Source organism: Ideonella margarita, assembly GCF_038066635.1.
GTDB classification, from domain to species: Bacteria; Pseudomonadota; Gammaproteobacteria; order Burkholderiales; family Burkholderiaceae_C; genus Ideonella; species Ideonella margarita.
Genome location: NZ_JBBUTI010000007.1, coordinates 63,582 through 87,551, shown reverse-complemented (window position 1 = coordinate 87,551; position 23,970 = coordinate 63,582). Strand labels below are relative to the sequence as shown.

General features: G+C 67.0%; 19 protein-coding genes. 3 read left to right on the top strand and 16 right to left on the bottom strand.

Annotation, left to right across the window (positions count from 1 at the left end; all coding sequences use genetic code 11):
* Window positions 1-40: 40 nt before the first annotated feature.
* The 8 genes from AACH00_RS11420 to AACH00_RS11385 all read right to left on the bottom strand — a co-directional run bounded on the left by AACH00_RS11420 (window position 41) and on the right by AACH00_RS11385 (window position 8,070).
* Window positions 41-1,147, bottom strand: a complete 1,107-nt coding sequence (locus AACH00_RS11420) for an ABC transporter substrate-binding protein (protein WP_341399460.1) — start codon at window positions 1,145-1,147, stop codon at window positions 41-43.
* 47 nt (window positions 1,148-1,194) lie between these two features.
* Complete coding sequence (locus AACH00_RS11415; RefSeq protein WP_341399264.1) at window positions 1,195-1,866, bottom strand: TetR/AcrR family transcriptional regulator; 672 nt, start codon at window positions 1,864-1,866, stop codon at window positions 1,195-1,197.
* Window positions 1,867-1,896: 30 nt separating this feature from the next.
* Window positions 1,897-3,204: a phenylacetate--CoA ligase PaaK gene (gene paaK / locus AACH00_RS11410; RefSeq protein WP_341399263.1), complete on the bottom strand. Its 1,308-nt coding sequence runs from the start codon at window positions 3,202-3,204 to the stop codon at window positions 1,897-1,899.
* 3 nt (window positions 3,205-3,207) lie between these two features.
* Window positions 3,208-3,672, bottom strand: coding sequence for a hydroxyphenylacetyl-CoA thioesterase PaaI (paaI, locus tag AACH00_RS11405; protein WP_341399262.1), 465 nt, complete (start codon window positions 3,670-3,672; stop codon window positions 3,208-3,210).
* Window positions 3,673-3,682: 10 nt separating this feature from the next.
* Window positions 3,683-4,477, bottom strand: coding sequence for a 2-(1,2-epoxy-1,2-dihydrophenyl)acetyl-CoA isomerase PaaG (paaG, locus tag AACH00_RS11400; protein WP_341399261.1), 795 nt, complete (start codon window positions 4,475-4,477; stop codon window positions 3,683-3,685).
* Between the two features lie 220 nt (window positions 4,478-4,697).
* Window positions 4,698-6,644 (bottom strand): gamma-glutamyltransferase family protein, encoded by a 1,947-nt coding sequence (locus AACH00_RS11395; protein WP_341399259.1) that lies wholly within the window; start codon window positions 6,642-6,644, stop codon window positions 4,698-4,700.
* 75 nt (window positions 6,645-6,719) lie between these two features.
* Complete coding sequence (locus tag AACH00_RS11390; protein ID WP_341399258.1) at window positions 6,720-7,358, bottom strand: CoA transferase subunit B; 639 nt, start codon at window positions 7,356-7,358, stop codon at window positions 6,720-6,722.
* A gap of 13 nt (window positions 7,359-7,371) precedes the next feature.
* On the bottom strand, window positions 7,372-8,070 hold the full coding sequence (locus tag AACH00_RS11385; protein ID WP_341399257.1) for a CoA transferase subunit A: 699 nt from the start codon (window positions 8,068-8,070) through the stop codon (window positions 7,372-7,374).
* A gap of 100 nt (window positions 8,071-8,170) precedes the next feature.
* Between AACH00_RS11385 and AACH00_RS11380 the strand changes: the two genes are divergently transcribed.
* On the top strand, window positions 8,171-8,716 hold the full coding sequence (locus tag AACH00_RS11380; protein WP_341399256.1) for a LuxR C-terminal-related transcriptional regulator: 546 nt from the start codon (window positions 8,171-8,173) through the stop codon (window positions 8,714-8,716).
* Between the two features lie 31 nt (window positions 8,717-8,747).
* Window positions 8,748-9,710, top strand: a complete 963-nt coding sequence (locus AACH00_RS11375) for a DUF3667 domain-containing protein (RefSeq protein WP_341399255.1) — start codon at window positions 8,748-8,750, stop codon at window positions 9,708-9,710.
* On the opposite strand, the gene AACH00_RS11370 is transcribed toward AACH00_RS11375, so the two are convergent.
* The 5 genes from AACH00_RS11370 to AACH00_RS11350 form a co-directional block, all read right to left on the bottom strand.
* Entirely contained in the window at window positions 9,700-10,122 is a 423-nt protein-coding gene (locus tag AACH00_RS11370) for an acyl-CoA thioesterase (protein ID WP_341399254.1), read from the bottom strand. The genes AACH00_RS11375 and AACH00_RS11370 overlap by 11 nt on opposite strands.
* A 17-nt stretch (window positions 10,123-10,139) precedes the next feature.
* Entirely contained in the window at window positions 10,140-10,817 is a 678-nt protein-coding gene (locus AACH00_RS11365) for a YceH family protein (RefSeq protein ID WP_341399253.1), read from the bottom strand.
* Window positions 10,818-10,842: 25 nt separating this feature from the next.
* A complete protein-coding gene (locus tag AACH00_RS11360; RefSeq protein ID WP_341399252.1) occupies window positions 10,843-11,625 on the bottom strand; it encodes an SDR family oxidoreductase in 783 nt (260 codons plus the stop codon).
* A 138-nt stretch (window positions 11,626-11,763) separates the two neighbouring features.
* Window positions 11,764-13,917, bottom strand: a complete 2,154-nt coding sequence (locus AACH00_RS11355; protein ID WP_341399251.1) for a putative bifunctional diguanylate cyclase/phosphodiesterase — start codon at window positions 13,915-13,917, stop codon at window positions 11,764-11,766.
* Window positions 13,914-14,456: a heme NO-binding domain-containing protein gene (locus AACH00_RS11350; RefSeq protein WP_341399250.1), complete on the bottom strand. Its 543-nt coding sequence runs from the start codon at window positions 14,454-14,456 to the stop codon at window positions 13,914-13,916. The genes AACH00_RS11355 and AACH00_RS11350 overlap by 4 nt, the downstream gene beginning before the upstream one ends.
* Window positions 14,457-14,719: 263 nt before the next feature.
* Between AACH00_RS11350 and AACH00_RS11345 the strand changes: the two genes are divergently transcribed.
* Window positions 14,720-16,396 (top strand): electron transfer flavoprotein-ubiquinone oxidoreductase, encoded by a 1,677-nt coding sequence (locus tag AACH00_RS11345; protein ID WP_341399249.1) that lies wholly within the window; start codon window positions 14,720-14,722, stop codon window positions 16,394-16,396.
* A gap of 90 nt (window positions 16,397-16,486) precedes the next feature.
* Here AACH00_RS11345 and AACH00_RS11340 read toward each other — a convergent pair whose 3' ends face one another.
* The 3 genes from AACH00_RS11340 to AACH00_RS11330 form a co-directional block, all read right to left on the bottom strand.
* Window positions 16,487-17,614 (bottom strand): transglutaminase family protein, encoded by a 1,128-nt coding sequence (locus AACH00_RS11340; RefSeq protein WP_341399248.1) that lies wholly within the window; start codon window positions 17,612-17,614, stop codon window positions 16,487-16,489.
* On the bottom strand, window positions 17,611-20,214 hold the full coding sequence (locus AACH00_RS11335; protein WP_341399247.1) for a circularly permuted type 2 ATP-grasp protein: 2,604 nt from the start codon (window positions 20,212-20,214) through the stop codon (window positions 17,611-17,613). Before AACH00_RS11335 ends, AACH00_RS11340 begins: the two co-directional genes overlap by 4 nt.
* Before the next feature lie 97 nt (window positions 20,215-20,311).
* Window positions 20,312-23,857 carry a transglutaminase family protein gene (locus AACH00_RS11330; RefSeq protein ID WP_341399246.1) on the bottom strand — a complete coding sequence of 1,182 codons (3,546 nt, stop codon included), beginning with the start codon at window positions 23,855-23,857 and terminating at the stop codon, window positions 20,312-20,314.
* Between the last annotated feature and the right edge of the window lie 113 nt (window positions 23,858-23,970).

The window sequence follows — 23,970 nt, the reverse complement described above, 5'->3', positions numbered from 1 at the left end:
GGGGGATATGTGCCCCCCTAACCGGCTGAGCCGGCAAGACTCAGGGCTGGTACTTCCAGGCGCCCTTGTCGATCTTCACCATCACGCGGGCGCGCTGATCCAGGCCCAGGTGGTCGCCAGGCGACATGTTGAAGATGCCATGCGCACCCGGCAGTTCCTTGATCTGCTCCAGCGCGTCACGCAGGGCCACGCGGAAGGCCGGCGTGCCGGGCTGCGCCTTCTTCAGCGCCACGGGCACGGCTGCTGCCATCAACAGGCCGGCGTCCCAGGCGTGAGCGCCGAAGGTAGACACCGAGCCCTTGCCATGAGCCGCTTCATAGCGAACCACGTAATCGGTGGCACTCTTCTTCAGCGGGTGGCTGGCTGGCAATTGTTCAGCCACCAGCACCGGGCCGGACGGCAGGAAGGTGCCCTCGACGTTCTTGCCACCCACACGCAGGAAGTCGTTGTTGGCCACGCCGTGGGTTTGATAGACCTTGCCGGCATAGCCCCGCTCCACCAGGCCTGCCTGCGGCAAGGCGGCTGGCGTGCCCGAGCCGGCGATCAGCACCGCGTCGGCCTTGGCGCCCACCAGCTTCAGCACCTGCGCCGTCACCGAGGTGTCGTTGCGGTTGTAGCGCTCGTTCGCCACCACCTGCAGGCCCTTCAGTCCGGCTGCCTTGCTGAATTCCTGGAACCAGCCTTCGCCGTAGGCATCGGCAAAGCCGATGAACGCCACCGTCTTGATCCCGCTGTCGGCCATGTGGCTGGCAATCGCCAGCGACATCATGATGTCGTTCTGCGGCGTCTTGAAGACCCAGCGCTTCTTGGCATCCACCGGCTCGACGATGCGCGCTGACGCGGCCATCGAGATCATCGGCGTCTGCGACTCAGCCACCACGTCGATCATGGCCAGCGAGTTCGGCGTGGTCGTCGAGCCCAGCACGATGTCGACCTTGTCTTCGGTGATCAGGCGACGGGTGTTGCCAACCGCCTTGGTGGTGTCGGATGCATCGTCCAGCACGATGTAGTTCACCTTCTGACCCGCGATGGTCTGCGGCATCAGCGCGATGGTGTTCTTCTCGGGGATGCCGAGCGAGGCCGCCGGGCCGGTGGCTGACACGGTCACGCCCACGGTGATGTCGGCGTGAGCCAGGCCGGCGGCCATGACGGAAGCCAGGGCACAGGCGGTGCGAATGAATCGGGTCTTGGTGATCACGACGTTGTCTCCTTCTTGCGGGGCTGGCGCGTCCGGGGGCGCACCGGTTGGGATTCAGGTGAGGACGTGGCCGGCACGGTGACACCGGCCAGACCACCAAAAAACAGATCGGCCACGATGGGGGCCATCTCGGCGTGGGTCAGCGGCTGCCCGGGTCTGAACCAGGTGAACAGCCAGTTGATCATCCCGAACAGCAGCATCGTCAACGGCGTGTGCAGTTCGGCCGCTTGCAGCGCCGGACGCACCTGGGCCACGGCCAGTGCGAAATCAGCCACCACGGCGCGTTGCACGGCCAGCACGCGTTCGGCCTGCTCGGGCTCCAGCAGCTTGACCTCCTTGGTCAGCACGCGGTGCTCGTTCTGGGCGCTGGCGTATTCCTGAACGAAGCGCACGATGAGCTCACGCAGCTGAACCTCGGGCGCCAGGCCCTGACCCAGCACCTCCGCCACCACGCCCTGCAGGCGCAGCACATGAGCCTGGCACACGCTCTCCAGCAGCTCGCGCTTGTCGCGCACGTAGTGGTAGAGCGCCGCCTTCGACACCCCGCACGCCGCCGCCACCTCGTTCATCGAGGTGGCCACATAGCCCTGGGTGGCAAACAAGGCGGCCGCATGCCGCAGGATCAGCTCACGCTGGTCGTCGTAACCCGAAGATCGAGGTCGTGCCATGGGGGCTGATTGTCGCGAAGGCCGGGCGCTTCAGCGCGGGCGCTGGTCAATCACCCGACGGGCCTTGCCCACCAGCGTGCGTTCGATGGAATCCGGCAAGCCCACCTCCACCCGCGTGCTCACGCCGATCAGGTTCTTGATGCGCTCCTGCAGGCCTGCCGCCAACTGCTTCCGGTCGGCGCTGGCATGCTCAGGCAGCACTTCGCAGCGCACCTGCACTTCATCCAGATGGCCGTCGCGGCTGACAACCAGCTGGTACTGGCCCGAGAGCCCCGGGGTCTGCAGCACCAGCTCTTCCACCTGGGTGGGGAACAGGTTCACGCCACGGATGATCAGCATGTCGTCTGAGCGACCCACGATCTTGCCGATGCGGCGCATGCTGCGCGAGGTGGGCGGCAACAAGCGCGTCAGGTCACGCGTGCGGTAGCGGATGACCGGGAAGGCCTGCTTGGTCAGCGAGGTGAACACGAGCTCACCCTCCGAGCCGTCGGGCAGCACCTCGCCGGTGTCGGGGTCGATGATCTCGGGGTAGAAATGGTCTTCCCAGATCACCGGGCCGTCCTTGCTCTCGACGCACTCGCTGGCCACGCCCGGGCCCATCACTTCCGACAGGCCGTAGATGTCGACGGCATCAATGCCTGCGTCCTGCTCGATCTGTGCGCGCATGGCTTCGGTCCACGGCTCGGCGCCGAAGATGCCGACCTTCAGCGACATGGTGCGCGGGTCGATCTGCTGACGACGGAACTCCTCGATGATCACCTGCATGTAGCTGGGCGTGACCATGATGATGTCGGGCTTGAAGTCCTGTATCAGCTGCACCTGCTTTTCGGTCTGGCCGCCCGACATCGGGATGACGGTGCAACCCAGGCGCTCGGCGCCGTAGTGCGCGCCCAGGCCACCGGTGAACAGGCCGTAACCGTAGGCCACATGCACGATGTCACCCGCCCGCCCGCCGGCGGCACGAATGGACCGGGCCACCAGATTGGCCCAATGGTCGATGTCTGCGGCCGTGTAGCCCACCACCGTCGGCTTGCCCGTGGTGCCTGACGACGCATGCACCCGCACCACCTGCTCCCGCGGCACGGCGAACATGCCGAAGGGGTAATTGGCGCGCAGGTCGTGCTTGGTGGTGAACGGGAATTTCGAGAGGTCAGACAGCGACTTCAGGCCTGACGGGTGCACGCCCTTGGCGTCAAAGGCCTGCCGGTAGTGCGGCACGTGGTCATAGACGCGCTGCAGCGTGTCTCGCAGGCGTTGCAGCTGCAGGGCCTGCAGTTCATCGCGGCTGGCAGTTTCAATGGGCTCCAGATCACCGGGCGCAGGCATCTTCACGGGCATGGGTCAGGGCCTCACAGGCTCGGGCAGCACAGGCTTGCCCTTCAAGGTGTAGGAGCGGCCGCGGAAGGCGGCTATGCGTTCATTGCGCTGGTTGCGCACGTCGATGTCGTACACACCGGTACGGCCAGCCTTGTTGAGCTCACTCGCCGTGGCGGTCAGCACATCGCCTTCTCGGGCGGGCGCCACCAGGTCGATGCTGAAACCGGAGGCCACCGTCACTTCGTTGTAGCTGTTGCAGGCGAAGGCAAAAGCCGAATCCGCCAGCGTGGCGATGAAGCCGCCGTGGCAGGTGGCGTGGCCGTTGAGCATGTCAGCACGCACCGTCATGCACAGCGCGGCGCTGCCGGGCCCGATGTGGGTGATCTGCATGCCCAGGGTGCGGGTGGCGGTGTCGGCGGCCCACATGTGGTCGCGCACGGCTTCGGCCAGGGCCTGGGAGCCTGCGGTGGGTTGCTGCGCATCGGTCATGCGTGGCGCCTCAGCGGTCGGTGAAGCTCGGGCTGCGCTTCTGCTGGAAAGCGGCCACGCCCTCGCCGAAGTCCGCCGCGTGGCCCAGTTCCCGCTGCATCCGGGCCTCCAGCGAGAGCGCGTCCTCCATGCTCATCTGCGCGGCTGCGTCCAGCGCACGGCGCGTGGCGGCCAGCGCCTTCACCGGCATCGACGCCAGGCGCTGCGCCAGGGCGCGGGCTTCGGTCTGCAGCTCAGTGTCATCCACCACCTGCCAGATCAAACCCAGCCGATGGGCTTGCTCGGCGGGCAGCTTGTCGCCCGTCAGGGCCAAGCCCAGTGCCGTGGCACGGCCCACCAGGCGCGGCAGCAGCCAGGTGCCGCCGCAATCAGGAATCAAGCCGATCTTGGAGAAAGCCTGGATGAAGCTGGCCGAGCGCGCCGCTACCACCATGTCGCAGCCCAGCGCGAAGTTGGCGCCAGCCCCCGCCGCCACGCCATTGACGGCGGCGATCACGGGCACGGGCATCGCGCGGATCTTCAAGGCCAGCGGCCGGTAGTTGGCGTCGATCACGGCGCCGATGTCGACACGGCCGTCAGGGCCCGGCAGCATGCCGCTGTCGTTCAAGTCTTGCCCGGCGCAGAAGCCCCGGCCAGCGCCGGTGATGATCACGGCGCGGCACTGCGTGTCGGCGGCGGCTTCGTCCAGCGCGGCACGCAACTCGGCGTGCATCTGCGAGGTGAAACTGTTCAGGGCGGCGGGCCGGTTCAGGGTGATGGTGCGCACAGCGCCATCGTTGTGAACCAGTACCAGGGGCTCGGACATGGGAACTCCTCGGGGGATTGGGCCGGCTCGGCGCCCTGTGCGGCAGGCCTGAACGCACAGGCCCCACCGGGCAACAACACGCTGAGTGTGCTCAGGCGAGTTATTTAACCGACCGGTCGGTCAATCATAGAAGTCACCACACCCCGGCGCAAGGCCAACCGGGGCTGCGGCCCTCCAGACTTTCCCTCGGTGCTGGCTTGGTCCAAGGCGGCTCGGCGCCTCAGTCCCCCACCACGGTGCCTTCGCGCCGCGGATCAGCCCCACCCAGCCAGCCACCTTGCCGCGTATCGGCCTGCAGGGCCTGGATGCCGCTGGTCAGCTCATCGAGCACCACCACATGGCCGCGGGCCTTAAGCGCCGCGATGACCTCTGGCGAAAACCGCCCCTGCTCCAGCACCGACACCGGCCCGTTGAAGCTGCCGACGTTGGGCAGGTCGATGGCCGCTTGAGGGTCCAGCCCGCCGCTGGTCATGGCCAGCAGCGTCTTGGCAGTGAAGTGGATGATGGCCGCGCCGCCGGGGGAGCCCAGGCTCATGCGCAGCGCGCCGCTGGCCCGATCGAACACCAGGGTCGGGCTCATGCTCGACCGAGGGCGCTTGCCGGGCTCCAGGCGGTTGGCCACCGGCCGACCCTGCGCGTCAGCGGGCTCGAAGTTGAAGTCGGTCAGCTGGTTGTTCAGCAGGAAACCACCCGGCAGTCCGGTGCCGCCGTCGCTCATCAAGCGCGCGCCAAAGCCGGCCTCGATGGTGGTGGTCATGGCCAGCGCACGGCCCTGCTCATCGACGATGCTGATGTGGCTGGTGCCGTGCTCGGGCTGCTCGCTGCCCTGCCCCCAGGCGAGCGGCACACCGCTAGGCTGCCCCGCCTTGGCCGTGCCCATGCTGCGCGGGCCGATCAGGCGGGCGCGCTGCTGCAGGTAGCTTGGGTCGAGCAGGCTGAGCCAGCCCCCTGCGGGTGGTACCACGAAGTCGGGGTCGCCCACATGCATCGCCCGGTCGGCAAAGGCCAGCCGAGACGCTTCCAGATAGTGGTGCAAGGCCAGCTCTTCATCGGGCAGCGGGGCTGCACCGCGGGGCCAGTCGGTGCCTTGCAGTGCACCGAGCAAGCCGCCCAGCTGCATCACGGCCAGGTGGCCGGATGAGGGCGGCGGCATGCCGCACACGCGCCACTGCGCCACCTCGTTGCACAGAGCCTGCCGGCGCCTGGGTTGGTAGGCCGACAAGTCGGCTTCACTCAGCGCTCCAGGCTGGCGAGGGTCGGTGCGAACGCGCTGCACCACATCCCGGGCTACCGGGCCGGTGTAGAACGCCGCCGCCCCTTCTTGGGCCACACGGCGCAGCACCGCGGCATATGCGGGGTTGCGCAGGCGCTCACCAACGGCCAGGGGGCGCCAGTTCCCGTTGCCCATTGGTCGAAAGAACAGGTCGCGGGCCTGCTTGTCAGCCTGAAGCCCGGTCACATCAACCAGCAGGGCATGCAGCCGCGGGCTCACGGCAAAGCCCTGCTCGGCCAGTTCGATGGCCGGCACGAACAGCCGGGCCCAGGGCAACACGCCGTGCTCACGGTGCGCCGCCTGCAACATGGCCAGCACCCCCGGCACGCCTACCGACAAGCCCCCCGGCACGGCCTGGGCCAGGCTCATCGGCCGGCCGTTGGGCTGCAGGAACTGGCGCGGGCTGGCCGCGGCGGGCGCGGTTTCCCGGCCGTCCCAGGCCACCACGTCGCTGCCAGCCCAATGCAGCAGAAAGGCGCCGCCGCCAATGCCACTGGATTGCGGCTCCACCAGCCCCAGCACGGCCTGCACGGCCACCACAGCGTCCAGCGCCGAGCCGCCTTCGCGCAGCATGCGCGCGCCGGCCTCCGCCGCCAGCGGGTTGGCAGCGGCCACGGCGAATCGGGTGTGGTGGCTGAGCTTGCGCGCCTGGAAGCCGGAGGCGGCTTCGGGCGCTACCGCCGTACGGGAATCGGTGTGTGCTTCAGCGGGCGACAGGGTGGCAGGCTGCGCAGTCGCGCCGCCATCGGGCGAGAAGGCACATCCGCCCACCGCAGTCGACAACACCAACGAAGCCAACAAGGCAACCGCCACAAACGGCTTGCTGCGCACACCACCGGGCCGCGAAGAGCCGTGGAGTGAGCGTGCAATGGCTGCTTGCAAAGGCTTGCGCATGCGCCAGATGCTAAACCGGGTCGAAGGAGCAGATGCCCGCTTCGACCCGGATGGGCTTCATCAAGGTGCGCGTGCTCAGAGCAGCGGCACACCCGTCTTCTGCTGCACTTCCTCGCGGCTGACGCCCGGCGCCAGCTCGGCCAGCTTCAGGCCGTCGGAGGTCACATCCAGCACGCACAGGTCGGTGATGATGCGGTCGACCACGCCCAGGCCGGTCAGCGGCAAGGTGCATTCCGGCAGGATTTTCAGGTCGGTGCTGCCGTCCTTCTTGGTGGCCACGTGTTCCATCAACACCACCACCTGCTTCACACCGGCGACCAGGTCCATCGCGCCGCCCATGCCCTTGACCATCTTGCCGGGGATCATCCAGTTGGCCAGATCGCCCTTGGCGCTGACCTGCATCGCGCCCAGGATGGCGATGTTGATCTTGCCGGCGCGGATCATGCCGAAGCTGTCAGCGCTGCTGAAGATCGACGAGCCCGGCAGCGTGGTCACCGTCTGCTTGCCGGCATTGATCATGTCGGGGTCGACTTCGTCTTCGGTCGGAAACGGGCCGATGCCGAGCAGGCCGTTTTCACTTTGCAGCCAGACCTCCATGCCCTCGGGCACGTGGTTGGCCACCAGGGTCGGCAAGCCGATGCCCAGGTTCACATAAAAGCCGTCCTGCAGTTCCTTTGCGGCGCGGGCGGCCATTTCATCGCGGGTCCATGCCATGGCGTGTTCTCCTTCAGGCCTTGCGAACGGTACGTTGCTCAATGCGCTTTTCCGGCGTCGTGTTCAGCACGATGCGGTGCACAAAGATGCCCGGGAGGTGAACTTCGTCCGGGTCAATCGCCCCGGTCTCGACGATCTCCTCGACTTCCACCACGGTGAGCTTGCCAGCCATCGCCACATTCGGATTGAAGTTGCGGGCGGTGCGGTGGAACTGCAGGTTGCCGCTCTTGTCGGCACGCAGTGCCTTGACCAGCGACACCTCGGGCAGCAGCGCGCGCTCCATCACGTAGGTCACGCCGTCGAATTCACGGGTTTCCTTGCCTTCGGCCACGATGGTGCCCACGCCGGTCTTGGTAAAGAACGCCGGGATGCCCGCACCACCGGCACGCAGCTTCTCGGCCAGCGTGCCCTGGGGCGTGAATTCGAGTTGCAGCTCGCCCGCCAGGTACTGGCGCTCGAACTCCTTGTTCTCGCCCACATAGCTGGCGATCATCTTGCTGATCTGGCGCGTGGCCAGCAGCTTGCCGAGGCCGAAGCCGTCAACGCCGGCGTTGTTGGAAATGACCGTCAGGTCCTTCTTGCCGCTGTCGCGCAGCGCATCGATCAGCGCTTCCGGGATGCCGCAGAGGCCAAAACCGCCCACGGCCAGCAACTGGCCGTCGTGCACGATGCCGTCCAGCGCCGCTGCGGCGCTCGGGAAAACCTTGTTCATTCGGGGTGACCTCCGTCTTGGTTCGGATGGCCGCAAGCGTACTACCTAATGCATTACGTAGTCGTTACGTAAAATTGACTAAGGCCACACCCAGCAACGCATGATCGACCTCGACTACAGAACCGCTTTCGACCGGGCCCCCATCGGGCTGGTGCTGTCACGAAACCGCCTGGTGGTGGATTGCAACCAGCAGGTGCTGGCCATGTTCAACGCCCAGGCGGATCAGCTCATCGGCCAGACCTTCGAGGTGATGTACCCCAGCGCCGCCGAATACGAACGCACCGGCGAGCGCATCATCGCCAGCCTCGGCACCGACGGCCGCTACGCCGACGACCGGGTGATGAAGCGCATGAACGGCGAGCTGTTCTGGTGCCATGTGTCGGGCCGCGCACTGGACCCGGCCGACCCCCACGCCGCCGGCATCTGGAGCTTTGAAGACCTGTCGGCCAAGCGCGTGCTGCGGGTGGATTTCACCGGCCGCGAGCGCGAGATCGCCGCGCTGCTGATCGAAGGCGACACCAGCAAGCAGATCGGCCGCAAACTCGACATCAGCCCGCGCACCGTCGACGTGTATCGTGCACGCCTGATGCGCAAGATGGGCGCCAGCACAACGCCGGAGCTGGTACACCGCCTGCTTGCCGGATGAACCCACTGCACACCGCACACCGCAACAGACCGTGACCCACGCTGACCACCGCCCTGCTGCCTGCCGCAATTGCGGCACTGACCTGACCGCCCTGCCCGAGGCCAACTTCTGCCCGCACTGCGGCCAGGACACCGTGCTGCACCCACCCACGCTGTGGGAGTTCGTGCACGAGTTCATCACCCACTACGTGGCGCTGGAGGGTGCGCTGTGGCGCTCGCTCGGCGTCCTGCTGCTGCGCCCGGGCAAGCTCACCCGCGAATACTTCCACGGCCGCCGCAAGCACTACGTGCTGCCGCTGCGCCTGTACCTCAGCGCCAGCTTCGTGTTCTTCCTGGTGGTGAAGATAGCCAGCGGCGGGCATGACGCACCGCCAGCCGAGGACGTTGTCCAGCAGGTCGCGGTGGAAGCAGCGCCTGAAGTGAATGCGGAGGCCGCCAGCGCCGCAGCCCAGAGCGCCAGCGCGGCCAGCGGCCCCGAAGAGAAGCCACGCTCTGCCCGCTCGCTGGCACGAAGGGCCGCGATGGCCACGTACACCGCATGCTATGAAAAGCCGGGCAGCTGCAACTGGCTGGACACGACCGTGGGCAAGTTCATCACCAAGTCGCAGAAAGGCGATGCGGAGCACATCGATTGGCAGCCGCGCATCGTCGCGGCAGCCCCCTATGCCATCTTCCTGATGCTGCCGCTGTTTGCCGGGCTCCTGCAATTGACGTACTGGCGCCGGCGCATGGCCTACGGCGAGCACTTCGTGTTCAGCCTGCACCTGCACAGCTTCTGGTTCATCGCCCTGTTGCTGGTGAACCTCCTGCCTGATTCGCTGGTCATCGGCCCGCTGCTGGCCATACCGGCCTATGGGTGCTGGGCCATGCGCAACGTGTATGGCGGCGGCTGGTGGCCCACGCTGGGGCGCGCCACGGTGCTCTCGTTCGTCTACGGGGTGTTGCTGACCGTCGGGGCCACCGCACTCGCGGTGTGGGTCATCCTCAACAGCTGACGGTGCTGCGCAGCCAATCGGGCATCGGCGCCGATTTCCCGCTCGGGAAATCCAGCCACACGGTGGTGGCGCCACCGGTGGCACACACCACGTCCGGCGCGTCGGTGCGGGCCATGGTCAGCCAGGTGTCAAAGCTGGAGCGGCCCGGGGTGGACACATACATCCGGACCAGCAGGTCGCCCGGATATTCGAGCTGGTGGATGAAGTTGCAGAACGCATTCACGATCACCGGCCCCTGCCCCTTCGGGTAGGGCCGCGCGCCGATGGCATGCAGCCACTCGATCCGCGCGATCTCCATGTACCGGAAGTACATCGCGTTGTTGACGTGGCCCATCATGTCCATGTCGCCCCAGCGGATGGGGATGACCATGGTGTGCACCAGCCGCTTGTCCTCGGGAAGGTCAAAACGCATGCGCAGCGCCTCCTGGATCAGTCGACACCCAGCGCGGATTTGAACGCTGCCAGCTCGGCGCGCAAGGTGGCCAGCTCGCTGCTCACGCGGGCCAGCTCGGCCTTCACCGCCGCGAGCTCGCCCGCACTCACGTCTGTACCTGTACCGTCGGCCATGCCAACAAAGCCGTCGGTCCTGCCTGCGCCGGCCGCCGGCAATACCGGCTCGCCGCACAGCAGATGCGCCCAGCGCGCCTCGCGCTCACCCGGCGCACGTGCCAGCTTCACCACCCGGTGCGGCTCCTTGGTCGAGAGCTCGTCCAGGAAGGCTTCGACCGAGGACACATCCGCGAAGCGGTGCAGGCGCTCGGTGTTGAGTCGCAGCTCGGCAGCCGTCTGGGGGCCGCGCAACATCAAGGTCGCCAGCAGCGCCACCGACTGCCCGGGCACGCCCAGCACCCGGCCCATGTTGTGGTCGAAGCGCGCCACGCGACTGCCACTCACGGTGTTCACCAGGTGCTTGTATTTCAGGCTGTCGACAGCCACCAAGACATCAGACTCGGTGGCTTCGATCACCGGCTGGCGCGCGGTCTTCTGGTTGCAGCCGGCCACCAGGGCGTTCAGCGACAAGGGATACGTGTCGGGCACCGTGTGCTGCTTTTCCACCAGCACACCCAGCACCCGCGCTTCCAGCGGAGTCAGCACCGCATCGGTCATGGACAAACGCTCCAGCAGGCCGCCATCAAACGCCAAAACCGTCGTCGGCCTGGATGACCGCGCCGTTGATGAAGTGGCTTTCATTGGCGCACAGCATCATCAGGGCGGCGTCCAGATCCTGCGGCTGACCAACGCGCTTGCGCGGCAGCATCTGCACCAGCTTCTTGCCACCTTCGGTCTGCCAATGGTGGTGGTTGATCTCGGTGTCGATGTAGCCCGGGCAGATGGCGTTCACGTTGATGCCGTAGCGGCCCCACTCCAGCGCCATGGCGCGCGTCATGTGCACCACCGCGGCCTTGCTCATGGCGTAGACGCCGATCTGGCTCAGCGGACGCAGGCCGGCCATCGAGGCGATGTTGACGATGCGGCCACCGGTGAAGGTGCCGGGCGCCGCACCGCGTGAGCGGGCGATCATGCGCTTGGCCACTTCCTGGGCCACGAAGAACGCACCCTTGGTGTTGGTGTCCATGACGAAGTCGTAGTCGTCCGGCGACACGTCGGTCAGTTTCTGCGTGGTGCTGACACCCGAGTTGTTGATCAGGATATCGAGCGTGCCGGTTTCGGTTTCGGCGTGGGCCACGGCCGACTTGATGCTGTCGTGGTCGGTGACATCGAGCTCCACCACATGGGCGTCGCCGCCGTTGCCTTCAATTTCGGCGCGCAGCGTCTTCAGGCGCTCGGTGCGGCGACCGGCCAGCACCACCGCAGCGCCAGAGCGTGCGAGCACGCGTGCGAACTGCGCTCCCAAGCCGCTGGAAGCCCCGGTCACCAGGGCAACGCGGCCCGACAGATCAATGTTGTAGCTCATGGAGAAAGGGCCGGGCCTGCCGGCGAATGCGCGGTCAAGTAAGCGCCGCTCGTCCAACCACCTGGGTCAGATGAACGGCAGGAATCAATGGTGAAACCAACCCCAAAACGATAGCACGCACCTGGTGCGGTGCGGCGCTCAACGCGGCAGGGCCTTGTCGGCACCGCCCTTGGCCAGCAGCGCCAGCCATTGCTCGGGCGGCATCGGTCGGGCAAACAGGTAGCCCTGGAACTCGTCGACACCCAGCTCGCTCAGCAGCTGGAATTGCGCTTCGGTCTCCACGCCCTCGGCGACGGTGGTCAGCCCCAGGTCGCGGCAGATCTGCAGCGTGCCGCGGATCACGGCGCGGGCACGCGGGTTGTCTTGCATGTCCATCACGAAGGCCCGGTCGATCTTGACCTTCTGGAACGGCAGATGCAGCAGATGCGACAAGGACGAATAGCCCGTGCCGAAGTCATCAAGCGACAAGCTGAAGCCCTGTTGCCGCAGACGTTGCAGCAGCGGCAGCACGGCGTCCGAGGCCAGCGCTGATTCGGTCAACTCCAGCTCCAGCTGCGAGGGATGCACGCCCATGCGTTCGCAGGCGTGCACCGCCAGACGCTCGAAGCCGCTGAAACGCAGTTGCCGCGGCGACAGGTTCACGGCGATCGGCAGCGGGCGCCCCACCACCTCCTGCACCTGCTTGGCCAGATGGGCGGCCATGTGCAGCGCATGGCGGCCCAGCAGTTCGATCGTGCCGCTCTGCTCGGCAATCGGGATGAATTCGGCCGGGGACACGGCACCAAACTCACGGGTGTTCCAGCGCACCAGCACCTCGGCGCTGGTGTGCCGCCCAGCACGGTCAAACTTGGGCTGGGCCACAAACGTGAAGGCGTTGCGCTCGGCATCCACCCGCAGCAGGCTCTGCAGCTTCACGCGGCGCACCGCCCCTTCCTCGATCGCCGGATCAAAGATGCGCAGGCAGTTCTTTCCGCTGTCCTTGGCCCGGTACATCGCGGCATCCGCCTTGCGCAGCAGTGTGGACGCGTCATCGCCGTCTTCCGGGAAGCGCACCGCACCGATGCTCGGGCTGATCAGCATTTCATGTTCCGACCCCACGCGGAATGGCATTGCCATGGTGGCGATCAGCAACTGTGCGGCTTCGCGGATATGGAAATCGCCCGTGCCCTCTGGCAGCACGATGGCAAATTCGTCGCCCCCCCAGCGGCCGATGAAGGCCTGCGGCAAGGCCTGGCGCAGGCGACTGGACACCTCACGCAGGAGTTGATCCCCCTCGCCGTGGCCGAAGGAGTCGTTCACGCCCTTGAAGCCGTCGAGGTCCAGGAACAGCAGGCCGAAGCCGGTGCGCAGTCGATCCTTCACGCACCGGGCCAGGTGCTGCTCCAGCGCGGCGCGGTTCGGCAGCGCTGTCAGAGCATCCTGCAACGCCATGCGCTCCAGGCGCTCTTCAGCCAGGCGGCGCTCACGGATGTCGCGCATGGCCACGATGCCGCACCGCGTCTCACCGCCCACGGGCGTGACGGTGACCTCCACGGGAATCATGCCGCCGGCTGATTCAAGCTGGCGCTCGATGCGCTGTGCGCTGTCGCCCAGCGCAGGCAGGTCAATCAATTCCAGCAGGTTGAAACCCAGCAGGGCCTGCTGCGACAAGCCCGTCAGCCGCTGCATCGATTCATTGGTCTCCACCACGCGCCAGGCCCCGTCCACCACGGCCAGCGCATCGTGGGTGCTGGCAAAGGCCTGCGCCATCGTGTGCAGACTCTCCTCAGCGGCGCGTTGCACCGTGATGTCCTTGATGGTGCCCGTCACATGCACGGGCATGCCGGCAACCGGGTTGGCCATGGTGCGGCCACGGATGCGCACCCAGCGCACTTCATTGTTCAAACGCACGCGGTAGGCCGTGTCGATGTCGGCATGGGTGCCCGAGAGGTGCAGGCGCCAGGCCAGCAGCGTCGCCTCGCGGTCCTCCGGCTCGATGCGCTCGATCACTTCCCTGCCGGCCATGTCATAGGCGGGCAATTCCAGTCCGTCGACCACCAGGCCGCGGACACGCATCACGCCGTCCTCTGACGACCAGTCCCAGATGCCTTCGCCGCTGGCCCACAAGGCCATCTGCAGGCGGTGTTCAGAGTCCTGCGCCACCTGGAGCGCATCGAACAGCTCCCGGCTCTTGCTGGTCAGCAGTTGCTCGGCCGCCTTGCGTGCCGCGCGCTCACGATCGAAGCGCCGCTGCATCAGGGCCAGCGCTTCGATGTGGGCGGCGTTGGCCGCAGGAGGCAAGCCAGCGTTCATGCAGGCTGAAGGTCGATGATGAACACGGTACCGGCCTGCCCGTCCGAGCCTTGCCCGGCCTCGGACGTCACCTGCACGGGCTGGCCGAAATGCCGGGCAGCGCCAAGCAGCAGACCCAGGGCCAGAGACTCCATTTTGCGGGGTGACGAATACAACAGGTGCATCTGCGAGCCACTGCGGCTCAAGACCTCGAAGGTCGGAAGCCGCGCATTGCTGTAGAGCTTGCGCACCTCCACGTGGATGTAGGGCTCGATCGACGCGAGAAAGTCGAACAGCTGGCTGTGCTTCGTGAACATCTGCGGGTAGAGCTGCGTGAAGCGGCCCATGAGGTGCTCACCGAAAGCCTGGACCAGGTCAGGGACCGGCACCCCAGTGACCTCGGACAGGGCCACCACCAGCGCCACGATCTCGCCGTGGCCGTAATAGCCCACCGCGGTGTAGGCCCCGCCGTGTTCAGGCGCGGCTTTCTGCAGAATGACGTCAGCCACCTCCGGAGAAAAGCGTTCCTCGACCATCTCCATCAGCTCAGTGAACACCATGCCAAGCATCATTGACCCCTTTCGGCCTGATCATGGTCAGTCCGCAGGTCATGCTAAACGGGGACAACCCGGATGGATATGGCAATCAGCGCGACAGCAACCGCGCAATTTGCGCTTTGTGTCCGGCGGATTGGAGCGGCGCATCCATAAATAGTACGGTCGTGCTTTTTTGGTCTGCACTTCGCTAGAATCGCGCACAGAAATATCTGGCCGGGCCCTCCCCACCCGGCTGCCCATCCAGACTCCAACCGGAACACACGCTCATGACCAACGACGAGTTGCTCGCCCAGTACGGCCCCCGCGAATCCATGGAATACGACGTGGTGATCGTCGGTGGCGGCCCGGCCGGCCTGTCATGCGCCATCCGGCTGAAACAGCTGGCGGCAGCCAAGGGCTCCGAGGTGAATGTGGTGGTGCTGGAAAAGGGCTCCGAGCCCGGCGCGCACATCCTGAGCGGCGCGGTGATGGACCCGATCGCGCTGACCGAACTCTTCCCCGACTGGAAGGAACGCGGCGCGCCCCTGAACCAGCCCGTCACCGGCGACGAACTGCTGGTGCTGAGCGAAACCGGCGCGATGAGCTCGCCGATCATCCCGGACTGCTTCCACAACGACGGCAATTACGTCATCAGCCTGGGTGCCGTCACCAAGTGGCTGGGCGAGCAGGCCGAAGCCCTGGGCGTGGAAATCTTCCCCGGCTTCACCGCGGCCGAAGTGCTGTATGACGAGCAAGGCCGCGTGACGGGTGTTGCCACCGGCAACCAGGGCATCGGCAAGGATGGCCTGCCGCACGGCGGTTTCCAGCTGGGCATGGCCCTGCTGGGCAAGTACACGATCTTTGCCGAAGGCGCGCGCGGCCATCTGGGCAAGCAGCTGATCGCCAAGTTCAAGCTCGATGAAGGCAAGGACCCGCAGAGCTATGCCATCGGCATCAAGGAGCTGTGGGAAGTGCCGGCCGAGCAGGCCAAGCCGGGCCTGGTGGTGCACACCGCCGGCTGGCCGATGGACACGCAGACCTACGGTGGCGGCTTCCTGTACCACCTCGAAGGCAACAAGGTGACGCTGGGCTACGTGGTCGGCCTCGACTACAAGAACCCGTGGCTGAGCCCGTTCGAGGAGATGCAGCGCTGGAAGACCCACCCGTCGATCCGCAAGCACATCGAAGGCGGCAAGCGCATCGGCTATGGCGCCCGCGCCATCACGGCCGGCGGCATCCTCAGCCTGCCCAAGCTGACCTTCCCCGGTGGCGCCCTCGTGGGCTGCGACGCCGGCACCCTGAACGCCGCACGCATCAAGGGCAGCCATGCCGCCATCAAGACCGGCATGCTGGTGGCAGAAGCCGCTCTGGAAGCCCTGAGTGCCGAGCGCGCCCAGGACGAGCTGACGGCCTACAGCAGCGGCTTCGAAGCCAGCTGGCTGAAGTCGGAACTGGACCGCTCGAAGAACTTCAAGCAGTGGTTCAAGAAGGGCATGTACGTTGGCATGCTGATGACCGGCATCGAGCACTGGGTGCTGCCGCGCCTGGGCATGAAGTCGCCGCCGTGGACGATCCATCGCACCGCCCCTGACCACCTGGCCCTGAAGCCGGCGGCCGAATGCGCGCAGATCACCTACCCCAAGCCCGATGGCAAGCTGACGTTTGACCGCCTCTCCTCGGTGTTCATCAGCAACACCAACCACGAGGAAAACCAGCCGGCCCACCTGAAGCTGAAAGATGCGTCGGTGCCAGTGCGCATCAACCTGGCCAAGTTCGCCGGCCCGGAATCACGCTACTGCCCGGCAGGCGTGTACGAGTTCGTCAACAAGGACGGCGCGGACCAGCTGGTGATCAATGCGCAGAACTGCGTGCATTGCAAGACCTGCGACATCAAGGACCCGACGCAGAACATCGTCTGGGTGACGCCGGAAGGCGGCGGCGGTCCGAACTACGCGGGCATGTGATGGACGGACGGTTGCGGGCTATGTTGCGGTGTTGCTGCCGCACACGGCCCGCACTGTCCATGCCCTGACGCCAAGGCTTGACGCCTGGCGTCAGTCTTCGGCAGGCCCTTCGACGGGCAATGCATCGGCAGGTAGCAACTCGGCGCCAACCGCCTCGACCGAGGCGTTTTCGACCGGCTGCGCTTCGAGCAGATCGGCCTCCTCCAGCGGCACCACGGTCACCGCCACATGCGGCTGCGCCCGTCCGCCACCGCGGATCACGCCGCGCAGCGGTGCCACGTCGGCATAGTCGCGCCCCCAACCCAGGGTGACATGGCTGTCACCAGCGGGCACCCGGTTCGTGGGGTCCAGCGAGAGCCAGCCCTGCACCGGGCACCACACCTGCGCCCAGGCATGCGAGGCATCCGCCCCGACCAGGCGAGGCTGGCCTGGCGGCGGTTGGGTCAGCAGATAGCCGCTGACGTAGCGCGCGGCCAGGCCCAGTGATCGGCAGGCGCCTATCAGCACATGCGCAAAATCCTGGCAGACGCCGTAGCCCAGCGCCAGCGCGTCCGTGGCGCGGGTGGCCACCGAGGTGGATTGCGGCTTGTACTCAAACCGGTCGTGGATCAGGGCCATCAGCGCCAGCGCGCCGGCGGCCAGCGTCACGCCCGGCTTGAAGGCCTGCCGGCCAAAGGCGGCCAGCGCGGGTGACCTGGGTGCGAAGGTGGATGGCAGGGTGAACTCCACCGCCTCGGAGTGCACCAGCCCGGCGTGGTATCGCAGGTCTTCGGCCACGGTCTCCCAGGCGGGGCTGTCCGTCACGTCGATCGGCGCCGGTGCGTGAAGACCAGCCTCGAAGGTGGAGCGCACCAGCAGGCGTTCGTGTACCCGGGAATGGCTGAAGGCGAGCCGTGCATTGCCCCAGGGGTCCAGACTGATCTGGCCGGGAGGCACGGCGCCGTCTGGCGGCAGCGTGCTGGGCGCGGTGGCCGACTCCGGCAAACCCCACTCGTCGGGCGGCGGGTCGATCTGCAGGCGCCAGTCGCGCACGGTCTGGCAGCCGGTGCTGCGCGGTGCCAGATAGGCCACATGCTGGGCCAGTTCCACCGGCGCGCCGTAGTCGTAGCAGGTGTCGTGCACCACCTTCAGCCAGCGAACCGGCGGCAGGGCTGCCGGCTCAACGGCGCCACCGACAGCGGCCCCAGGGGCGCCGTCCACATCGATCTCTTCGCTCATTGCCACACCAGACGATCCACCGGGCCCACGTGAGAGAACAGCTGGCGGCCCAAGCCCTCGGACAGCTGCAGCGCCTGGCTGCTGCAGTCATGCAGGTGCTGCAGCAGCAGTCCGTGCTCGCCGCTGTCGTCGGGCGTGCTCAGGTCAGCCAATGACCAGGCCTCCGGCCGAGGCAGGTTGGCAGCCAGCGCCTTCGCCCATTCCGGCTGATGGCGGGCCAGCTTCAGGAAACGGTCGTGCATCGTGCGCGCCACCCAGGCCAGGGAGCGCGGGTTGTCGGTGTCGTGCACCAGCAGGTGCAGCAGCGGCGGCACTTCACGCCGGGCCTGGAACTGCGCGCGGTAGGTGATCGTGGAATCGAACAGGGCCAGCAGCAGCGCAAAGCCGTCGTCCTTGCGTTGCAGGCCGTGCTCGAAGCCGGTGGCCAGCGCATGCGACAGGAAGTCGAGCCGCTCGATCTGGCGCCCCACGCTCATCAGGCGCCAGCCGTCGTCGCGGGTCATGCGGTCCGTTTGGGCGCCGGTGATGGCGGCCAGGTGCGTGGCCGCGCGGCCAAGCACGCCCAGCACATCCGACAACGGCTCGGCGGCACTGGCCTTCAAGGCCGCCTGCAGATGGTGCTGGAAATGGTCGCCCACTTCGTGGATCAGCTTCCAGTGCTCTTGCGACAGGCGCTCACGCAGGGCCTGCGCGTTGGCCTTGAGCGCACTCAGGTTCCAGGCCACGCTGCTGGCGCCGCGGGCATCACCCAGCGCATGCACCAGCGAGCGCTCGAACACGCGCAATGATTGCTCGGGCGACGGCACACCCGCCCCCACCAGGCCGTGGCGCCGGGCCAGGTGGTCAAGCACCTGCAGCACCTCGGGCGACGCACCGGTCAGCATCGAGCCCGTCAGCGATTCAAGCGTCACACGGGCCAGACGCACCGTGTTCTCGGCGCGCTCGGTGTAGCGGCCCAGCCAGAAGAGATTTTCAGCGGCGCGGCTGGTGACACTGCGGTGCCAACCTTGCAGGTCATCCGCACTCAGCGGCTTGGGCAGCAGGCTGGTGGTGTCCACCGCGCCATCAGTCAGCACCCAGGTGTCAGCACTGGCACTGCCGCGCTGCATCGACAGCCAGGGGTCATGCGCGGCGTCGCGTCGGGAGGCCACACGCGTCAATCCACCCGGCAACACACGCCAGCCACCAAGGCCATCGGCCAGGGCGAACACGCGCATCACGGCCGGGCGTGGCTGCAGTTGCCCGTCGCTCCAGACCGGCATTTCGGAGGGGCGCACACGCGCCTGCAAGGTGTGCGCGGCGGGATCGGTCTCGATGCGGCCACGCAGCGCTGCCCGCTCAACCGGACGCAAGCTGCCGACCACCGACGGAGCGAAACTCGTCGTGGTCTCGCTGCCGGGGAAGGTCGGGGCCACCACATAGTCGTCCAGACGCCCCTGGTGGGCGCGCCACACGGCCTCTTCGCCGCACCACCAGCTGGTGGTGGCCGGCAGGCTGAGTTCCTGTCCGATGAGCGCTCGCGAGACGGCCGGCCAGAACGCGGCCAGACCGGGGCTCTCCAGCCAGCCAGCGCCAGGCGCATTGGCCATCACCACTGTGCCGGCTCGCAGGGCTTGCAGCAAGCCGGGCACACCCAGCGCCGAATCAGCACGCAGCTCGAGGGGGTCGAGGTAGTCGTCGTCAACACGGCGGAGGATCACGTGGACCGGCTCCAGACCATGCAGCGTTTTCAGGAAGACGCGGTTGGCGCGAACGGTGAGATCGCCGCCTTCGACCAGCGTCAGGCCCAGGTAGCGGGCCAGGAAGACCTGCTCGAAGTAGGTTTCGTTGTGCGGCCCCGGCGTGAGCAACACCACCCGCGAGCGTTCACCCGCCGGGCTCAGGCGCATCAGGCCCTGCATCAGGCTCTGGAAGGCCGAGGCCACGCGCTGGATGCGCAGGTCACGGAAGGCCTCCGGGAACTGCTGGGCCACGATCAGCCGGTTTTCCAGCAGGTAACCCAGGCCCGACGGCGCCTGGGTGCGCTGGCCGACCACCCACCAGCCGCCGTCCGGGCCGCGGGCGAGGTCAAACGCGGCGACATGCAGGTGCACGCCACCCGCCGGCTTCACGCCGTGCATCGGCCGCAGGTATTGCGGATGGCCCAGCACCAGCGACGGGGGCAGCAGGCCCTTGTCGAGCAGCGTGCGCTCACCGTAGACATCACTCAGCACGGCATTCAGCAGCCGCGCACGTTGCTGCACGCCCCGCTCGATGACGCTCCATTCGCGGGCGTCCACCAGCATGGGCAGCAATTCGAGCGGCCAGGCGCGCGCGGTCTGCCCACCGTCGTCGAACACGTTGTAGGTGGCGCCGTCGTCCTGCACACGGCGCTGCAGGCGCTGTGAACGCGCGCCGAGGTCTTGCCAGCCATCGGCACCGTTGGCCGTGAAGAAGCGCTGCCACAAGGGGCTGAGCGCGCCTTTCGGTGCGCCCGCCACGCTCAGCCGGCCCAGCAACTCGTCGTGATGTCCGTCGCTGCCGCGCTGCGCCGCCCCCAGGGCCAGGGCCACTGGGTCGGGCAGTTCATCATCGGGCAGGAGACTGGTTTGCTGGGACATGTCGGCATCATGCCTTGCCGCAGGTGCGCCAGGCATTGGGAGCTGCCCGTCCAGCATGGTGTTGTTTCACACTTTGCGCATTGCGTGGCAGTTGTTGTCAACGCCCCGCACGGCGCAGGTCCAGCGTGAACGGGAACTCCAGGCTCCGCTGCGGCTCGCCCACCACCATCGCCCCCGGCGTGTGGTTCATCGGGAAGAACCGCGCCAGGCGCCGGCTTTGTGCCTCGTAGGCATTCACCGGGAAAGTCACGTAGTTGCGACCGCCCGGATGCGCCACGTGGTACTGGCAGCCGCCCAGCGCGTGCTGGTTCCAGGTATCCACCAGATCGATCGTGAGCGGCGCGTGCGCCCCGATGGTGGGGTGCAGCGACGACGGTGCCGTCCAGGCCCGGTAGCGCACACCAGCCACGTACTCGCCAACGCGCCCCGTGGGTTGCATCGGCACCGGCACGCCGTTCACGGTGATGCGGTGCCGTGCATCGATGAAGCCGGTGACGTGGATTTCCAGCCGCTCCAGCGACGAATCAACGTAGCGCACCGTGCCGCCGGCCGAGCCCTCTTCACCCATCACATGCCAGGGCTCGAGCGCGTTGCGCAGCGTCATGTGCACACCCGACGAAGTCAGCTCCCCCACCTTCGGGAAGCGGAACTCGATGTGCGGCGCGAACCAGTCGGCCTCGAAGGCGTAGCCCGCGCGCTGCATGTCCTGCATCACATCGTCGAAGTCCATCTGCACGAAGGTTGGCAGCAGGAAGCGGTCGTGCAGCTCGGTGCCCCAGCGCACCAGCGGCGCGCGGTAAGGCGTCTTCCAGAAGCGCGCGATGAGCGAGCGCAGCAGCAGCTGCTGCACGATGCTCATGCGGGCATGCGGCGGCATCTCGAAGGCCCGCAACTCGAGCAGGCCCAGGCGGCCGGTGGACGAGTCGGGCGAGTACAGCTTGTCGATGCAGAACTCGCTGCGGTGCGTGTTGCCGGTGACGTCCACCAGCACATTGCGCAGCGTGCGATCAACCAGCCACGGCGGCATGTGCTGCCCGTGAATCGCCATGTTCCGGTCGATCTCGCCCAGCGCGATCTCGAGCTCACGGAGCTGGTCATTGCGGGCCTCGTCGACCCGCGGCGCCTGGCTGGTCGGGCCGATGAACATGCCGCTGAACAGGTAGCTCAGGCTGGGGTGGTTGTGCCAGTAGCGCAGCAAGGAGCCGAGCAAGTCAGGGCGACGCAGGAACGGCGAATCCGCTGGCGTGGCGCCCCCCATCACGAAGTGGTTGCCGCCACCGGTGCCGGTGTGCCGGCCGTCGAGCATGAACTTCTCGGTCGACAGGCGCGACAGCCAGGCTGCGTTGTAGAGGAACTCGGTGTGCGCCACCAGTTCACCCCAGTTGTGCGCCGGGTGGATGTTGACCTCGATGACGCCCGGATCCGGCGTGACCTGCAGCATCTTCAGGCGGTGGTCACGTGGTGGCGGATAGCCTTCCAGCACCACCTTGATGCCCAGCGTGGCCGAGGTCGCCTCGATCGCGCTGAGCAGCTCGAGATAGTCTTCCAGCCGTTGCAGCGGCGGCATGAAGATGTAGAGCACGCCCGTGGCCTGCCCCACCTTCTCGGCCTTCGGGCCGTTGGCGCGGCGCGGGTCACGCACTTCCACGCACAGCGCCGTGCGGGTGATCCAGTGGGCGCTGTCAAAGCGCTCGGGGCGCTGGTTCAGCGGCGTGGTGCTGTTGGCAGTGTTGTACGCGGTGTGGTTGCCGTTGGCCGATGCGTTGCCAGCCAGACTGGCGGTTGCCGCGCCCGCATGCCCTGCATCATTGGTCAGGTCGCCCGACTGCCCCAGGCCGTCAGCGCCACCAGGCACCGCCACGACACCACCTTCGGCGAAGCCGCCTGCCAGGCCGTGGCCTGCCGTGCCGCCAAGGGCGGACTGGGTGCGCAAGGTCGCACTCGCCGGCAGCGCATCACGCGGCGCAAACGGATCATGCTCATGGTGGAACGGGTAATCCCCCGAAGACACCCACGGCAGCGAGTCGAGCGGCAGGCGATACCCCATCGGCGAATCGCCGGGGATCAGGTACATGCGCTCATCACGGAAGAACCACGGGCCGGTTTGCCAGCGCGCACCAGCCACTGCCGGGCCTTCGGCCGGCTTGATGGGCAGCACATAACCCACCTCATGCTCCAGCCCCTGGTCGAACACGCGGCGCAGACGACTGCGCTCCAGTTCGTCATCAAGGCGGGCATCAAACGGGTCGACGTTGATGGGCAGGCGGCGCTCGCGCCACAGCCAGTACCAGGTGTCCTCGAAGCCCGGCTGGACGTAGTCAGTAGGCAGGCCCAGGCGGCTGCTCAGTGTGTCGATGAAGCGGCGAGCGTCGGCGCTGGTGTACTGAAGCTGGTCACGCTCGTCGGCGAACAGCGACGGGTCATGCCAGCACGGTTGGCCGTCTTCGCGCCAGAAGATCGACAGCGCCCAGCGCGGCAGTTGCTCGCCCGGGTACCACTTGCCCTGGCCGAAATGCAGGAAGCCGCCCTGGCCGTATTCAGCACGCAGGCGCTGCACCAAGTCTTGGGCGTACAGGCGCTTGGTCGGGCCGAGTGCGTCGGTGTTCCACTCGGCGCCGTCGCGGTCGTCCACCGAGACAAACGTCGGCTCGCCGCCCATGGTCAGGCGCACGTCGCCCGCTTCCAGTTCAGCGTCCACCACTTGGCCCAGGGCCAGCACGTCAGCCCATTGGTCTTCGCGGTAAGGGCGCGTCACGCGGGGCGATTCGAAGATGCGCGTCACGCTCATCTCGTGGCCGAAGGTCACCTCAGACTCGTCCACAGCGCCGCTGATGGGCGCCGCGCTGCTGGGCTGCGGCGTGCAGGCCAGCGGAATGTGACCCTCGCCGGCCAGCAGGCCTGACGTCGGGTCCAGGCCGATCCAGCCGGCGCCCGGCAGGAAAACTTCGCACCAGGCATGCAGGTCGGTGAAGTCGACTTCGGTGCCGCTCGGGCCGTCGAGGGCCTTCTGGTCAGGCGCGAGCTGGATCAGGTAGCCCGACACGAAGCGGGCCGCCAGGCCGAGGTGGCGGAACAGCTGCACCAGCAGCCAGCCAGAATCACGGCAGGAACCGCTGCGCTTGGTCAGCGTTTCCTCGGGCGTCTGCACACCCGGCTCCATGCGGATCAGGTAGGAAATGTCGTTCTGAAGCCGCTGGTTCAGACCCACCAGGAAATCGATGGTGCGGGTCTCCTCACGCGGCACGGCAGCGAGGTAGCGCGCCACTTCCGGCGTGACCGCATCCGGCACCAGGTACGGCGCCAGCTCGGCCTTCAGTTCGGCGTCGTAATCGAAGGGGAAAGTTTCGGCGCCCGGCTCCAGGAAGAAGTCGAACGGGTTGTAGACCGACATCTCGGCCACCAGATCGACCGTGACCTTGAACTCGGTGGTCTTCTCGGGGAAGACCAGCCGCGCCATGTAATTCGAGAACGGGTCTTGTTGCCAGTTGACGAAGTGGCCGGTGGGCTCGACCGTCAGCGAGTACGACAGCACCGGCGTGCGTGCGTGGGGCGCAGGACGCAGACGCACCACCTGGGGCGACAAGGCCACGCGGCGGTCATAGCGGTAGTGCGTGACGTGCTTGAGTGCAACGTGGATGGACAAGGCAGTTCCTTCAAGCGGCTTCGAGGGAGGGCCGGCAAGCCGTCAAGGCGTGCCGGACACCCAGACTGCCACCGCTGCATGACTGGGTCATGGCAAGGTGGGCAGCAGGTCGT